Source organism: Escherichia sp. S10b (assembly GCF_028421345.1).
In the GTDB taxonomy this organism is placed as follows: Bacteria; Pseudomonadota; Gammaproteobacteria; order Enterobacterales; family Enterobacteriaceae; genus ECMA0423.
Map to the genome: position 1 here is coordinate 1 of NZ_JAHZSO010000142.1, position 14,862 is coordinate 14,862.

Below are 14,862 nucleotides of genomic sequence, written 5' to 3' on the forward strand. Positions count from 1 at the left end.
GTTACAGAGCCAGCACCTGAACAGCCTGGTGTATGACCGTGACTACGGGTGGAATGACAACGGCGACCTGGTGCGCATCAGCGGCCCGCGACAGACGCGGGAATACGGCTACAGTGCCACGGGCAGGCTGGAGAGCGTGCGCACCCTCGCACCGGACCTGGACATCCGCATCCCGTATGCCACCGACCCGGCGGGAAACCGCCTGCCGGACCCGGAGCTGCACCCGGACAGTACCCTCACGGCGTGGCCGGATAACCGCATCGCAGAGGATGCGCACTATGTTTACCACTATGATGAATACGGCAGACTGACGGAGAAGACGGACCGCATCCCGACGGGTGTGATACGGACGGACGACGAGCGGACCCACTACTACCACTACGACAGCCAGCACCGCCTGGTGTTCCACACGCGGATACAGCATGGCGAGCCACTGGTCGAGAGCCGCTACCTCTACGACCCGCTGGGACGGCGAATGGCGAAACGGGTATGGCGGCGGGAGCGTGACCTGACGGGGTGGATGTCGCTGTCGCGTAAACCGGAGGAGACATGGTACGGCTGGGACGGCGACAGGCTGACGACGGTACAGACCGACACCACGCGTATCCAGACGGTATACCAGCCGGGGAGCTTCGCGCCGCTCATCCGCATCGAAACAGACAACGGTGAACGGGAGAAAGCGCAGTGCCGCAGCCTGGCGGAGAAGATACAGCAGGAAGGGAGCGAAGACGGTCACGGTGTGGTGTTCCCGGCTGAACTGGTGGGGCTGCTGGACAGGCTGGAGGGGAAAATCCGGGCAAACTGCGTGAGCAGTGAAAGCCGCCAGTGGCTTGCGCAGTGCGGGCTGACGGTGGAGCGGCTGGCGGCACAGATAGAGCCGGTTTATTTGCCTGAGCGAAAAATACATCTTTATCACTGTGACCACCGGGGCCTGCCGCTGGCGCTTATCAGTGAAGACGGCAATACGGCGTGGAGCGCGGAATATGATGAATGGGGCAACCAGCTTAATGAGGAGAACCCGCATCACCTGCACCAGCCGTACCGGCTGCCGGGGCAGCAGTATGATAAGGAGTCGGGGCTGTACTACAACCGGAACCGGTACTACGATCCGTTGCAGGGGCGGTATATCACTCAGGACCCGATAGGGCTGGAGGGGGGGATGGAGTCTGTATGCGTACCCGCTGAATCCGGTGAATGGTATTGATCCATTAGGGTTAAGTCCCGCAGATGTAGCGCTAATAAGAAGAAAAGATCAACTAAACCATCAAAGAGCATGGGATATATTATCTGATACTTATGAAGATATGAAGAGATTAAATTTAGGTGGGACTGATCAATTTTTCCATTGTATGGCATTTTGTCGAGTGTCTAAATTAAATGACGCTGGTGTTAGCCGATCGGCGAAAGGGCTGGGTTATGAAAAAGAGATTAGAGATTACGGGTTAAATCTGTTCGGTATGTACGGCAGAAAAGTAAAGCTATCCCATTCTGAAATGATTGAAGATAATAAAAAAGACTTGGCTGTAAATGACCATGGGTTGACATGTCCATCAACAACAGATTGCTCAGATAGATGTAGTGATTATATTAATCCAGAGCATAAAAAAACGATAAAGGCTTTACAAGATGCTGGCTATCTCAAGTAATCTATCAAAGATGATAATATTTATTTTTGCTATTATAATCATTGTTGTTTTATGCGTAATTACTTATCTTTATTTATACAAAGATGAATCTCTTGTAAGTAAACATTACATAAACTATATGGCAATACCAGAAAATGATGGAGTTTTTACATGGCTCCCAGATTTTTTTCCGCACGTAGCGGTGGATATATCAATATACACAAATGTAGAAGATGATTATTTTTTTTCTTATTTTTCCCTAACAAATGATGATGGGGGTAGGTTTAAGAAAACATTGACAGTGAGGGCCAGGGAACAAGTGGCGAAAATCGTATCAAAGAATGATCCAGATACAAAAAAAGTGTGGTGTAAATATGGTAAGATACCAGGGCAAGGGGATGGTGTAAACCTTTTTTTTGTTGGTGAAATTAATGTTACGCATTATTTTATAACAAATATTGGAGCTGGATTGCCTGATGCTTGTGCAGAGTAATTGCTTGAATTAAGAGTCTATCCCATATCGAAGTCGTCAACTTCGTAGTGAGGAAAAGTAAAATTCCTGACTGAGAAAAGACATGTCGGCTATTGTGTAAAGCCATATAGCTCAGACGATGAATATCTACTCGTATTCAGTTGTTTATTGAGGGTGAGTTCCGACCCTGAAACAACAAATAAAATGAACAGTCAGAGAGTTTACATAGAATTGCACTGGTCTTTTACGATATCTGACATTGTGTAATACATATTCAGCCATGCATTAATTAAAATGTTACGTGTTTAATGTGAGTCCCTATCTGAAAATAAATAATCCTTCCGGATTAAAATAAATTCTTGCCGGGAAAGAAAGAGGAAATAAACCATTAGCGGAAAACCAGCGGCACGCCAGGGTGACATGCCCCAGTACGGCGGCCCGATAGTCCAGGGTTCAGCGGGGGTACTGATAGTCGCGCCGACTGCATCGAGAACTCCATACAACTTTTTACGGAACGTCACCTGATAAAATTTGTTCAGTATCGTCTTTTGAGATTCTCAAGGTTATGGAGTAACCAGACAGAACGGACACCACTGTCGGAGATAAAAACCCCCTGTTTACGCAGCTCGTTGCTGGCCCGGTGCTGACCATGTGTCGGGAAAGCGACGGCGTAATCAACAACAGCCTGTTCAGTTGCCTCATCGGTACGGTTCTTAAGGTTAGGAGCGCGGCGACTACGATTAATCTGCGCATCCACACCGCCTTCAGCGACCAGTTCGCGGTAACGATAAAACGTATCACGCGAAACGCCCATGATTTTACAGGCTTTTGATACGTTGCTGAGTTCTTCAGCCAGATTGAGCAAACCGACTTTGTGTTTGATGACGGGATTGGCAGTATGAAGCATGAGAGTTACCTCTTGTTTTGGATAAGGATTCGACACTCATATCAAAACCGGTAACTCTCAACCTTTCAAGGCCATGTGTCAGATCAAGTCGCGACTAATACAAATACGTCCCTCATTACCGCGCCTTAACCCATTCCGCCACTTCCGCCCACTCACCGCGAAAGACAACTTTTTCCGCTTTTTTCTCAAGCTGATAGCGATACATTGGGTCGTAATATTCTTTAAGTAACGGCACCAGCCAGGCCAGATGACCGTCGGTGCTGCCGGTGGTGAGTTGCGTTGTCAGCGCCGTATCCAGCTGGGCAGCGAGTTCGTTATAGCGCTGTAACCCCAGCCGACGCTTAATCGCCGAAAGTCCGTGATGCAGGTATTCGCAATATTCCTGCCAGCCCTGTTCGTCGCCATAAGCGTGGGTAAAATCATGATGCATACGCAAGAAATACTCTTCGTTCAGGCGCTCAAGACGGATCTCAAACGGATCTTCTACCACCGCAATCGCCGCCTGAGTCATTCGCTCGCGCAGGCATTCCGGCAGGTGATTCGAACCGATCATCCGGCTTTCGTCTTCCAGCACCCACAGGCGCAAATCCTGACGGGCGTCGGTTTTCAGCATTTCGGCAGCCAGCAGGTTTTCAAAACTCGCCTGGCTAAGTTGTGGTTGTAACGTGCGACCAAACGCCGAACCGCGATGGCGCGCCAGCCCTTCCAGATCAACACCGTTCGGCTGTTGCTGCACTAACAGCGTTTTACCGCTGCCAGTACAACCGCCAATCAGCACTATCGGTTTTTGTGCCAGTTCAATAGTCGCCTGAATCGCGGTCTGGCGCAGTGCCTTATAACCGCCTTCCACCAGCGGATAATCAATCCCCGCTGCATACAACCAGCTTTGCACAATATGTGAGCGCTGACCGCCACGGGCGCAGCAGAGAATACCTTGCGGATTTTGCAGGCACGCTGCCCGCCAGGCGTCCATGCGCTGCTGACGAATTTCACCCGCCACCAGTTTATGCCCCAGCGCCAGCGCTGCGTCTGAGCCTTGCTGTTTATAGCAGGTGCCAACGGCGGCGCGTTCATCGTTATTCATTAACGGCAGATTGATAGCGGCGGGCATTGCGCCTTGCTCAAACTCGATAGGGGCGCGAACATCAATAATGGGCGTATCAGCAATCAGCAGGGCACGATAGTCCTGTTCCGTGTGTCTCTCTTGCATAGTTAAAAGTGAACCTCAAATCAGCTTGCGCGCTATTTTACGCGCCAACGCGCAAGGAAACTTGATTTTTAACTGCGTGGGTTGCCGAAAATTTCTAAAAATCCGCTGATTTCCGGCCTGCGCTGGGTAAACAAGGTCACAATATCTTCTACCGCTTTGCCGCTGCCAAATTTGCGCCATGCCAGACTCAATGGCGAAGGAGGGCGCATCGTTGGGATTACCCGGCTAACTAGTTGTTGATTATCGATCATTGACTGGCAAAGCGATTTTGGCAAAAAACCAATGCCAACGCCCGCAAGATGGGCGGCGATTTTCGTTTCCATATCAGGAACAATAATCTCTTTTTGCCCAGGCAATCGCCAGGCGACGCGTTTGGTTAAGGTGCGGGCGCTGTCTTCAATATTGACCGCCGGAAAGCGCCGCAACTGCGCTTCTGTTAGCGGCTCTTCAACGTTCGCCAGCGGATGATCCGCCGCCATGACAAAGCGCCATTGCACCGATCCTAAGGGATCAAGACTAAAGGTATTTGCCAGCGCCTCGGTTCCCGTGACGCCGATAGCCAGTGAAAAACCTTCGTATAATAGCGAATCCCAGACGCCCATAAAGATTTGTCGGGAGATGTGAAACTGGGTAAAGGGGTAACGTTCATTCAGCCACGCCAGCAACTGGGCGACGGCCTGGGGGTTGTAGAGCAGGTTGTTGATGACAATATTCACCTGGCGTTCCACGCCATCATTCACCTGTTGCAGCTCGCTTGGCATACTTTCCAGCCAGCTCAGCCAGTCTCTGGCCTGGGAAAGTAGATGCTCGCCAGCCGCTGTCAACGTCACGCTGCGAGTCGTGCGGAAAAACAGCGCTACTCCGGTATTCTCTTCCAGAAGTTTAATGCGATAACTGATCGTCGCCGTGGTTTTACATAATCGTTCTGCCGCTTTTGAAAAACTTCCTGTTTCAGCAACCGCAATGAAAGTCCGCAAGGTTTCTGGATCGAACATCTTCAGGTATCCCCTTTTAAATCCGCAAGTTGCGTGATTTTCTTATCCTCTGATTTATCAGTATTTTTACATGATAACCCTGTTCAATTTGTGGACTAAATCTAGTTTTGGAAAAATATTCCAGCTTTTGTATTGATGTTGTTCTCTTAAGGTTTTAGATTGCCTGTTATTGAAACCAAGCTGACCGGTCGGCGGTGGTTGAACGGAATTATGTTACAAGGACAAAAAGATGAAACTTCAGGTATTACCGTTAAGTCAGGAAGCCTTTAGTGCTTATGGCGACGTAATCGAAACTCAGCAACGGGATTTTTTCCATATTAACAATGGCCTGGTGGAGCGTTACCACGATTTGGCGCTGGTTGAGATTCTTGAGCAAGACCGTACGCTTATCAGCATTAACCGCGCGCAACCGGCGAATCTGCCGCTGACCATTCACGAACTCGAACGTCATCCGCTGGGCACTCAGGCCTTTATCCCGATGAAAGGTGAAGTGTTTGTGGTGGTCGTGGCGTTAGGCGACGACAAACCAGACCTGTCAACGCTGCGGGCGTTTATCACCAACGGCGAACAGGGAGTGAATTACCATCGTAACGTCTGGCATCACCCACTTTTCGCCTGGCAGCGCGTCACCGATTTTCTGACCATCGATCGCGGCGGCAGTGACAACTGTGATGTTGAAAGTATTCCTGAACAGGAACTCTGTTTTGCGTGACGCCTGCAACCGACTTGCATAAGATAAACTAATTGTTCATTGTTTATGCTCACTTGTAGGTCGGAGTTAACGTAGGTATGACGGAAGTTAGACGGCGCGGCAGGCCAGGACAGGCGGAGCCTGTGGCACAGAAGGGCGCACAGGCGTTAGAGCGGGGAATTGCGATTCTGCAATATTTGGAAAAAAGTGGGGGAAGTTCGTCGGTTAGCGATATTTCTCTCAATCTGGATTTGCCGCTCTCCACGACCTTTCGCTTGCTGAAGGTTTTACAGGCAGCGGATTTTGTCTATCAGGACAGTCAATTAGGCTGGTGGCATATAGGATTAGGTGTCTTTAACGTCGGTGCAGCGTACATCCATAACCGCGATGTCCTCTCCGTCGCCGGGCCGTTTATGCGCCGCCTGATGTTACTTTCCGGCGAAACGGTCAATGTCGCGATCCGTAACGGCAATGAAGCGGTATTAATTGGTCAGTTAGAGTGTAAATCGATGGTCAGGATGTGTGCGCCACTGGGCAGTCGTCTGCCGCTGCATGCTTCCGGTGCGGGCAAAGCGCTGCTTTATCCGCTGGCGGAAGAGGAGTTGATGAGCATCATTCTGCAAACCGGTTTGCAGCAGTTTACGCCAACTACGCTTGTGGATATGCCCACCTTGCTGAAGGACCTGGAACAAGCGCGTGAACTGGGCTATACCGTAGATAAAGAAGAGCATGTTGTAGGTCTGAATTGCTTAGCTTCAGCAATTTACGATGATGTAGGTAGTGTTGTTGCCGCTATCTCCATCTCCGGGCCTTCATCAAGACTGACAGAAGATCGTTTTGTCAGTCAGGGTGAGCTGGTCAGAGACACCGCCCGCGATATCAGCACGGCGTTGGGACTGAAAGCACATCCATAATGTCTGTCGCATCCCGCTCTGCGGAGCGGGTTTTTTTGACAAAATTTGAAAGTTGGAAAAATTTTCCAATTAATAGAGGTAGGAATAAAATGGCAAAAATGAGAGCCGTTGACGCGGCAATGTATGTGCTGGAGAAAGAAGGTATCACCACCGCCTTCGGCGTTCCGGGAGCTGCAATCAATCCGTTCTACTCAGCGATGCGTAAGCACGGCGGTATTCGTCACATTCTGGCGCGTCATGTGGAAGGTGCTTCGCACATGGCGGAAGGTTATACCCGCGCAACGGCAGGGAATATCGGCGTATGTCTGGGGACTTCCGGTCCTGCGGGCACGGACATGATCACCGCGCTCTATTCTGCTTCTGCTGATTCCATTCCTATTCTGTGTATTACCGGCCAGGCTCCGCGCGCCCGTCTGCATAAAGAAGATTTCCAGGCTGTTGATATCGAAGCTATCGCCAAGCCGGTCAGCAAAATGGCGGTTACAGTACGTGAAGCGGCGCTGGTGCCTCGTGTGCTGCAACAGGCATTTCACCTGATGCGTTCTGGTCGTCCGGGTCCGGTACTGGTGGATTTACCGTTCGACGTTCAGGTTGCGGAAATCGAGTTTGATCCTGACATGTACGAACCGCTGCCGGTCTACAAACCTGCTGCCAGCCGTATGCAGATCGAAAAAGCTGTAGAAATGTTAATCCAGGCCGAACGTCCGGTGATTGTTGCCGGGGGCGGGGTAATTAATGCTGACGCAGCTGCACTGTTACAACAGTTTGCTGAACTGACCAGCGTTCCGGTGATCCCAACGCTGATGGGCTGGGGCTGTATCCCGGACGATCATGAACTGATGGCCGGGATGGTCGGTCTGCAAACCGCGCATCGTTACGGTAACGCAACGTTGCTGGCGTCCGACATGGTGTTTGGTATCGGTAACCGTTTTGCTAACCGTCATACCGGTTCGGTAGAGAAATACACCGAAGGGCGCAAAATCGTTCATATCGATATTGAGCCGACGCAAATTGGCCGCGTGCTGTGTCCGGATCTGGGGATTGTCTCTGATGCTAAAGCGGCGCTGACACTGCTGGTTGAAGTGGCGCAGGAAATGCAAAAAGCAGGGCGTCTGCCATGCCGTAAAGAGTGGGTTGCTGAGTGCCAGCAGCGCAAACGTACTTTGTTGCGTAAAACACACTTCGACAACGTGCCGGTGAAACCGCAGCGCGTGTATGAAGAGATGAACAAAGCTTTTGGACGTGATGTTTGCTATGTCACCACCATTGGTCTGTCGCAAATTGCCGCTGCGCAAATGCTGCATGTCTTTAAAGACCGCCACTGGATCAACTGTGGTCAGGCTGGTCCGTTAGGCTGGACGATTCCGGCTGCGCTAGGGGTTTGTGCCGCTGATCCGAAACGCAATGTGGTGGCGATTTCTGGCGACTTTGACTTCCAGTTCCTGATTGAAGAGTTAGCCGTTGGCGCGCAGTTCAAAATTCCGTACATCCATGTACTGGTCAATAACGCTTATCTGGGGCTGATTCGCCAGTCGCAGCGCGCGTTTGATATGGACTACTGCGTGCAACTCGCTTTCGAGAATATCAACTCCAGCGAAGTGAACGGTTACGGCGTCGACCACGTAAAAGTAGCGGAAGGTTTAGGTTGTAAAGCGATTCGCGTCTTCAAACCGGAAGATATTGCGCCAGCCTTTGAACAGGCGAAAGCCTTAATGGCGCAATATCGGGTACCGGTAGTCGTGGAAGTTATTCTCGAGCGTGTGACCAATATTTCGATGGGCAGCGAACTGGATAACGTCATGGAATTTGAAGATATCGCCGATAACGCAGCGGACGCACCGACTGAAACCTGCTTCATGCACTATGAATAAGGGAGATAAATAATGTTACGTTTCTCTGCTAATTTATCGATGTTATTTGGAGAATATGATTTTCTCGCCCGTTTTGAGAAAGCTGCGCAGTGTGGTTTTCGCGGCGTTGAATTTATGTTTCCTTATGACTACGACATTGAAGAATTAAAACAGGTGCTGGCGAGTAATAAACTCGAACATACGCTGCACAATCTACCGGCGGGTGACTGGGCGGCGGGGGAGCGCGGTATTGCCTGTATTCCTGGCCGTGAAGAAGAGTTTCGGGATGGCGTAGCAGCAGCGATTCGTTATGCCCGTGCGCTGGGGAATAAAAAAATTAACTGTCTGGTCGGTAAAACGCCGGCTGGTTTCAGCAGTGAACAGATTCACGCAACGCTTGTAGAAAACCTGCGTTATGCCGCGAATATGCTGATGAAAGAAGATATTTTATTACTGATTGAACCTATTAACCATTTTGATATTCCTGGTTTCCATCTCACCGGAACTCGGCAGGCGCTGAAATTGATTGATGATGTTGGTTGCTGCAATTTGAAAATTCAGTATGACATTTATCACATGCAGCGGATGGAAGGTGAATTAACCAACACCATGACTCAGTGGGCCGATAAAATTGGTCACCTGCAAATTGCTGATAATCCGCATCGCGGCGAACCGGGAACCGGAGAAATTAATTACGAATATCTCTTTACGGTAATTGAAAACTCTGACTACAACGGTTGGGTTGGGTGTGAATATAAACCCCAAACCACCACGGAAGCTGGTTTACGCTGGATGGATCCGTACCGTTAAAACGTAACGCTATTCAGACAATGCTTTTTTAGGCCGCTAAGTTGGCAGGGGATCGTGTTGTCTGAATTCAGGAAAAGCGAAATTTAAAAGAGGTTAATTATGAAACTGGGATTTATTGGCTTAGGCATTATGGGTACACCGATGGCCATTAATCTGGCGCGTGCCGGTCATCAACTGCATGTCACGACCATTGGACCGGTTGCTGATGAATTACTGTCACTGGGTGCCGTCAGTGTTGAAACTGCGCGCCAGGTAACGGAAGCATCGGACATCATTTTTATTATGGTGCCAGATACACCACAGGTTGAAGAAGTTCTGTTCGGTGAAAATGGTTGTACCAAAGCCTCGCTGAAGGGCAAAACCATTGTTGATATGAGCTCCATTTCCCCGATTGAAACTAAGCGTTTCGCTCGTCAGGTGAATGAACTGGGCGGCGATTATCTCGATGCGCCAGTCTCCGGCGGTGAAATCGGTGCGCGTGAAGGGACGTTGTCGATTATGGTTGGCGGTGATGAAGCGGTATTTGAACGTGTTAAACCGCTGTTTGAACTGCTCGGTAAAAATATCACCCTCGTGGGCGGTAACGGCGACGGTCAAACCTGCAAAGTGGCAAATCAGATTATCGTGGCGCTCAATATTGAAGCGGTTTCTGAAGCCCTGCTATTTGCTTCAAAAGCCGGTGCGGACCCGGTACGTGTGCGCCAGGCGCTGATGGGCGGCTTTGCTTCCTCACGTATTCTGGAAGTTCACGGTGAGCGCATGATTAAACGCACCTTTAATCCAGGTTTCAAAATTGCGCTGCACCAGAAAGATCTCAACCTGGCACTGCAAAGTGCGAAAGCACTTGCGCTGAATCTGCCAAACACCGCGACCTGCCAGGAGTTATTTAATACCTGTGCGGCAAACGGTGGCAGCCAGTTGGATCACTCTGCGTTAGTGCAGGCGCTGGAATTAATGGCGAATCATAAACTGGCCTGATACCCGCAATAAAAATGGCCGATATCAGAATATGAATCGGCCAGCAATATTAAAAAAGAAAGCAGCCAAAGATGTTGCTTCAGTATTAAAAATAATATTTTTATTTTATTTGTTCCTCATAGCTAGATTAAAACAACGTTATTCGATACGTGAAATTAAGAGGGATTTATGGAACATCAGAGAAAACTATTCCAGCAACGCGGCTATAGCGAAGATCTATTGCCGAAAACGCAAAGCCAGCGGACCTGGAAAACATTTAACTATTTTACCTTATGGATGGGTTCGGTTCATAACGTTCCCAATTATGTGATGGTCGGCGGCTTTTTTATTCTCGGCTTGTCTACCTTTAGTATTATGCTGGCAATTATCCTCAGCGCCTTTTTCATTGCCGCGGTAATGGTATTAAACGGCGCTGCGGGCAGTAAATACGGCGTACCGTTTGCCATGATCCTGCGTGCTTCTTACGGCGTACGTGGCGCACTGTTTCCCGGATTATTAAGAGGCGGTATTGCTGCCATTATGTGGTTTGGCCTGCAATGTTACGCGGGGTCACTGGCCTGCTTGATTCTGATTGGCAAAATCTGGCCGGGATTTTTAACTCTCGGTGGTGATTTCACGCTGTTAGGGCTTTCTCTACCGGGCTTAATTACTTTCTTACTCTTCTGGCTGGTCAACGTTGGTATAGGTTTTGGCGGTGGCAAAGTTTTAAATAAATTCACTGCCATTCTTAACCCGTGCATCTATATCGTTTTCGGCGGTATGGCGATTTGGGCGATTTCGCTGGTCGGGCTCGGTCCAATCTTTGACTACATTCCGAGCGGTATTCAGAAAGCAGAAAACAGTGGATTCTTGTTCCTGGTGGTGATTAACGCGGTAGTTGCGGTCTGGGCGGCACCGGCGGTGAGCGCATCCGACTTTACGCAAAACGCCCACTCGTTTCGTGAGCAAGCGCTGGGGCAAACGCTGGGTTTAGTTGTGGCCTATATTCTGTTTGCGGTCGCTGGGGTATGTATTATTGCCGGAGCCAGTATTCACTACGGCGCTGACACCTGGAACGTGCTGGATATTGTTCAGCGTTGGGACAGCCTGTTTGCCTCGTTCTTTGCGGTACTGGTTATTCTGATGACGACTATTTCCACTAACGCCACCGGTAATATTATTCCGGCCGGTTATCAGATTGCTGCCATTGCACCGACAAAACTGACCTATAAAAACGGCGTACTGATTGCCAGTATTATCAGCCTGCTGATCTGCCCGTGGAAATTAATGGAAAATCAGGACAGTATTTATCTGTTCCTCGATATCATCGGCGGAATGCTGGGTCCGGTAATTGGTGTCATGATGGCACATTATTTTGTGGTGATGCGTGGGCAAATTAATCTTGATGAACTGTACACCGCACCTGGCGATTATAAATATTACGATAACGGTTTTAACCTCACCGCGTTTTCAGTAACTCTGGTGGCCGTTATTTTATCTCTTGGCGGTAAGTTTATTCCCTTTATGGAACCGTTATCGCGTGTTTCATGGTTTGTCGGCGTCATCGTCGCCTTTGCGGCCTACGCCTTATTAAAGAAACGTACAACAGCAGAAAAAACAGGAGAGCAAAAAACCATAGGTTAATTAATCCCGATATTGAACATTGAGTTAAAAACCAATCTGTATTTTACAAGGAGTTTGTTATGTCTTTTGATTTAATCATTAAAAACGGCACCGTTATTTTAGAAAACGAAGCTCGCGTTGTAGATATCGCCGTTAAAGGCGGGAAAATTGCTGCTATCGGTCAGGATCTGGGCGATGCAAAAGAAGTTATGGATGCGTCTGGTCTGGTGGTTTCGCCGGGCATGGTTGATGCGCACACCCATATTTCTGAACCGGGTCGTAGCCACTGGGAAGGTTATGAAACCGGTACTCGCGCAGCGGCAAAAGGTGGTATCACCACCATGATCGAAATGCCGCTCAACCAGCTGCCTGCAACGGTTGACCGCGCTTCAATTGAACTGAAGTTCGATGCCGCTAAAGGCAAGCTGACTATCGATGCGGCACAACTCGGTGGCCTAGTGTCTTACAACATCGACCGTCTGCATGAGCTGGATGAAGTGGGCGTTGTCGGCTTCAAATGCTTCGTTGCGACCTGTGGCGATCGCGGTATCGACAACGACTTCCGTGATGTAAACGACTGGCAGTTCTTCAAAGGTGCGCAGAAGCTGGGCGAACTGGGGCAGCCGGTGCTGGTGCACTGCGAAAACGCGCTGATCTGTGACGCACTGGGCGAAGAAGCGAAACGTGAAGGTCGCGTAACTGCCCATGACTATGTGGCTTCGCGTCCGGTATTTACCGAAGTGGAAGCGATTCGCCGCGTGCTGTATCTGGCGAAAGTTGCCGGTTGCCGTCTGCACGTTTGCCATATCAGCAGCCCGGAAGGCGTTGAAGAAGTGACTCGTGCACGTCAGGAAGGTCAGGACGTTACTTGTGAATCCTGCCCGCATTACTTTGTACTGGATACCGATCAGTTCGAAGAAATCGGCACTCTGGCGAAGTGTTCACCGCCGATCCGCGATCTGGAAAACCAGAAAGGCATGTGGGAAAAACTGTTTAACGGTGAAATCGACTGCCTGGTTTCCGACCACTCACCATGCCCTCCGGAAATGAAAGCCGGCAACATCATGGAAGCATGGGGCGGTATTGCCGGCCTGCAAAACTGTATGGACGTGATGTTCGATGAAGCGGTACAGAAACGCGGAATGTCTCTGCCAATGTTCGGCAAATTAATGGCGACTAACGCAGCAGATATTTTCGGTCTGCAGCAAAAAGGCCGTATCGCCCCAGGAAAAGATGCCGACTTCGTCTTCATTCAGCCGAATAGCAGCTATGTTCTTACCAATGACGATCTGGAATATCGCCACAAAGTCAGCCCGTATGTTGGCCGTACCATTGGCGCGCGTATCACGAAAACCATCTTACGTGGTGATGTGATTTACGACATTGAACAGGGCTTCCCTGTTGCGCCGAAAGGTCAATTTATCCTTAAACATCAGCAGTAATCTGGCCCCTGCAATGCCCGTCCTTGCGGCGGGCATTCTCCGGTTAAGGTGTGTTTATGTTCAATTTTGCAGTGAGCCGCGAAAGCCTGTTATCAGGATTTCAGTGGTTTTTCTTTATTTTTTGCAACACGGTTGTGGTTCCTCCTACGCTACTTTCTGCTTTTCAGTTGCCGCAAAGTAGCCTGCTTACGCTCACGCAATATGCTTTTCTTGCTACCGCACTGGCCTGCTTCGCTCAGGCGTTCTGCGGTCATCGTCGCGCTATTATGGAAGGGCCAGGTGGCCTGTGGTGGGGAACCATCCTTACTATCACCCTTGGCGAAGCATCGCGCGGGACACCGATCAACGATATCGCCACCAGCCTGGCAGTGGGGATTGCACTCTCCGGCGTGCTGACGGTGTTGATTGGTTTTAGCGGATTAGGCCATCGCCTGGCGCGGTTATTTACGCCGTCGGTGATGGTCTTGTTTATGTTGATGCTGGGCGCGCAGCTGACCACTATCTTTTTCAAAGGTATGCTCGGGCTGCCGTTTGGCATAGCCGACCCGAATTTTAAAATTCAGTTACCGCCGTTCGCGCTCTCGGTGGCGGTGATGTGCCTGGTACTGGGGATGATTATCTTCCTCCCGCAACGTTTTGCCCGTTATGGCCTGCTGGTCGGCACCATAACCGGCTGGTTGTTGTGGTACTTTTGCTTTCCTTCTTCGCACTCGCTCTCCGGTGAGTTGCACTGGCAGTGGTTCCCGCTCGGCAGTGGCGGTGCTTTGTCGCCGGGAATTATTCTGACGGCGGTGATTACAGGTCTGGTAAATATCAGCAATACCTACGGTGCGATTCGGGGCACGGATGTTTTTTATCCGCAGCAGGGCGCGGGGAATACGCGTTATCGTCGTAGCTTTGTGGCGACCGGATTTATGACACTGATAACCGTACCTCTGGCGGTAATTCCATTTTCACCGTTTGTTTCATCCATTGGTTTATTAACCCAGACTGGCGATTACACGCGGCGTTCATTTATTTATGGCAGCGTTATTTGCCTTCTGGTGGCGCTGGTTCCGGCACTCACACGACTGTTTTGCAGTATCCCTTTACCCGTGAGTAGTGCGGTCATGCTGGTTTCTTATCTGCCTTTACTCTTTTCCGCGCTGGTGTTTAGCCAGCAAATAACGTTTACCGCTCGCAATATTTATCGACTCGCATTGCCGTTATTTGTCGGCATATTTTTAATGGCATTACCGCCTGTGTATCTGCAAGACCTTCCATTAACGCTGCGTCCTCTGCTCAGTAACGGCTTACTGGTCGGGATTTTACTGGCTGTTCTTATGGATAATCTTATTCCGTGGGAACGCATCGAATAATTTGTTGA

At 49.9% G+C, this 14,862-nt stretch carries 12 protein-coding genes and 3 pseudogenes; 12 read left to right on the plus strand and 3 right to left on the minus strand.

Going from position 1 to position 14,862, the window contains the following annotated elements; translation table 11 throughout:
• From FTE26_RS08660 to FTE26_RS20245, 4 genes and pseudogenes are all read left to right on the plus strand, one after another.
• Positions 1–1,217 (plus strand): annotated as a pseudogene (locus FTE26_RS08660) (RHS repeat-associated core domain-containing protein); the annotation flags it as partial.
• The gene (locus tag FTE26_RS20240; protein WP_001013164.1) at positions 1,191–1,646 is read left to right on the plus strand and encodes a hypothetical protein; all 456 of its coding nucleotides are present in this window, start codon (positions 1,191–1,193) and stop codon (positions 1,644–1,646) included. The pseudogene FTE26_RS08660 and the gene FTE26_RS20240, both read left to right, overlap by 27 nt.
• Positions 1,627–2,118 (plus strand): hypothetical protein, encoded by a 492-nt coding sequence (locus FTE26_RS08665; RefSeq protein WP_000879785.1) that lies wholly within the window; start codon positions 1,627–1,629, stop codon positions 2,116–2,118. Before FTE26_RS20240 ends, FTE26_RS08665 begins: the two co-directional genes overlap by 20 nt.
• 366 nt (positions 2,119–2,484) lie before the next feature.
• Positions 2,485–2,580, plus strand: a pseudogene (locus tag FTE26_RS20245) (hypothetical protein); the annotation flags it as partial.
• Between the two features lie 58 nt (positions 2,581–2,638).
• Here FTE26_RS20245 and FTE26_RS08670 read toward each other — a convergent pair.
• The 3 genes and pseudogenes from FTE26_RS08670 to allS all read right to left on the minus strand — a co-directional run.
• Positions 2,639–3,004: pseudogene (locus tag FTE26_RS08670) on the minus strand (helix-turn-helix domain-containing protein); the annotation flags it as partial.
• A gap of 115 nt (positions 3,005–3,119) precedes the next feature.
• Positions 3,120–4,214: a tRNA 2-selenouridine(34) synthase MnmH gene (gene mnmH / locus FTE26_RS08675; RefSeq protein ID WP_001158001.1), complete on the minus strand. Its 1,095-nt coding sequence runs from the start codon at positions 4,212–4,214 to the stop codon at positions 3,120–3,122.
• Between the two features lie 68 nt (positions 4,215–4,282).
• Positions 4,283–5,209 carry an HTH-type transcriptional activator AllS gene (gene allS / locus FTE26_RS08680; protein ID WP_272457550.1) on the minus strand — a complete coding sequence of 309 codons (927 nt, stop codon included), beginning with the start codon at positions 5,207–5,209 and terminating at the stop codon, positions 4,283–4,285.
• Positions 5,210–5,438: 229 nt separating this feature from the next.
• Here allS and allA point away from each other — a divergent pair, with 229 nt between their 5' ends.
• The 8 genes from allA to FTE26_RS08720 all read left to right on the plus strand — a co-directional run bounded on the left by allA (position 5,439) and on the right by FTE26_RS08720 (position 14,854).
• The gene (allA, locus tag FTE26_RS08685; RefSeq protein ID WP_000776388.1) at positions 5,439–5,921 is read left to right on the plus strand and encodes an ureidoglycolate lyase; all 483 of its coding nucleotides are present in this window, start codon (positions 5,439–5,441) and stop codon (positions 5,919–5,921) included.
• A 77-nt stretch (positions 5,922–5,998) separates the two neighbouring features.
• Complete coding sequence (gene allR, locus FTE26_RS08690) at positions 5,999–6,814, plus strand: HTH-type transcriptional repressor AllR (protein ID WP_000141276.1); 816 nt, start codon at positions 5,999–6,001, stop codon at positions 6,812–6,814.
• A gap of 89 nt (positions 6,815–6,903) precedes the next feature.
• Positions 6,904–8,685 (plus strand): glyoxylate carboligase, encoded by a 1,782-nt coding sequence (gene gcl, locus FTE26_RS08695; RefSeq protein WP_001297446.1) that lies wholly within the window; start codon positions 6,904–6,906, stop codon positions 8,683–8,685.
• A gap of 12 nt (positions 8,686–8,697) precedes the next feature.
• Positions 8,698–9,474 (plus strand): hydroxypyruvate isomerase, encoded by a 777-nt coding sequence (gene hyi, locus FTE26_RS08700; RefSeq protein ID WP_000943560.1) that lies wholly within the window; start codon positions 8,698–8,700, stop codon positions 9,472–9,474.
• A 99-nt stretch (positions 9,475–9,573) separates the two neighbouring features.
• Positions 9,574–10,452: a 2-hydroxy-3-oxopropionate reductase gene (gene glxR, locus FTE26_RS08705; RefSeq protein ID WP_000765839.1), complete on the plus strand. Its 879-nt coding sequence runs from the start codon at positions 9,574–9,576 to the stop codon at positions 10,450–10,452.
• Positions 10,453–10,620: 168 nt separating this feature from the next.
• Positions 10,621–12,075 carry an allantoin transporter gene (locus FTE26_RS08710; RefSeq protein WP_000401139.1) on the plus strand — a complete coding sequence of 485 codons (1,455 nt, stop codon included), beginning with the start codon at positions 10,621–10,623 and terminating at the stop codon, positions 12,073–12,075.
• Between the two features lie 59 nt (positions 12,076–12,134).
• Positions 12,135–13,496, plus strand: coding sequence for an allantoinase AllB (allB, locus tag FTE26_RS08715; protein ID WP_000006887.1), 1,362 nt, complete (start codon positions 12,135–12,137; stop codon positions 13,494–13,496).
• A gap of 56 nt (positions 13,497–13,552) precedes the next feature.
• Positions 13,553–14,854: a uracil/xanthine transporter gene (locus FTE26_RS08720; protein ID WP_001297442.1), complete on the plus strand. Its 1,302-nt coding sequence runs from the start codon at positions 13,553–13,555 to the stop codon at positions 14,852–14,854.
• Positions 14,855–14,862: the final 8 nt, after the last annotated feature.

What these genes read in the sequence shown, in the direction of transcription:
- allB (WP_000006887.1), top strand. Translation starts at nt 12,135, where the DNA reads ATGTCTTTTGATTTAATCATTAAAAACGGCACCGTTATTTTAGAAAAC.
- mnmH (WP_001158001.1), bottom strand. Translation starts at nt 4,214, where the DNA reads ATGCAAGAGAGACACACGGAACAGGACTATCGTGCCCTGCTGATTGCT.
- FTE26_RS08665 (WP_000879785.1), top strand. Translation starts at nt 1,627, where the DNA reads ATGCTGGCTATCTCAAGTAATCTATCAAAGATGATAATATTTATTTTT.
- glxR (WP_000765839.1), top strand. Translation starts at nt 9,574, where the DNA reads ATGAAACTGGGATTTATTGGCTTAGGCATTATGGGTACACCGATGGCC.
- hyi (WP_000943560.1), top strand. Translation starts at nt 8,698, where the DNA reads ATGTTACGTTTCTCTGCTAATTTATCGATGTTATTTGGAGAATATGAT.
- gcl (WP_001297446.1), top strand. Translation starts at nt 6,904, where the DNA reads ATGGCAAAAATGAGAGCCGTTGACGCGGCAATGTATGTGCTGGAGAAA.
- allS (WP_272457550.1), bottom strand. Translation starts at nt 5,209, where the DNA reads ATGTTCGATCCAGAAACCTTGCGGACTTTCATTGCGGTTGCTGAAACA.
- allR (WP_000141276.1), top strand. Translation starts at nt 5,999, where the DNA reads ATGACGGAAGTTAGACGGCGCGGCAGGCCAGGACAGGCGGAGCCTGTG.
- FTE26_RS08720 (WP_001297442.1), top strand. Translation starts at nt 13,553, where the DNA reads ATGTTCAATTTTGCAGTGAGCCGCGAAAGCCTGTTATCAGGATTTCAG.
- allA (WP_000776388.1), top strand. Translation starts at nt 5,439, where the DNA reads ATGAAACTTCAGGTATTACCGTTAAGTCAGGAAGCCTTTAGTGCTTAT.
- FTE26_RS08710 (WP_000401139.1), top strand. Translation starts at nt 10,621, where the DNA reads ATGGAACATCAGAGAAAACTATTCCAGCAACGCGGCTATAGCGAAGAT.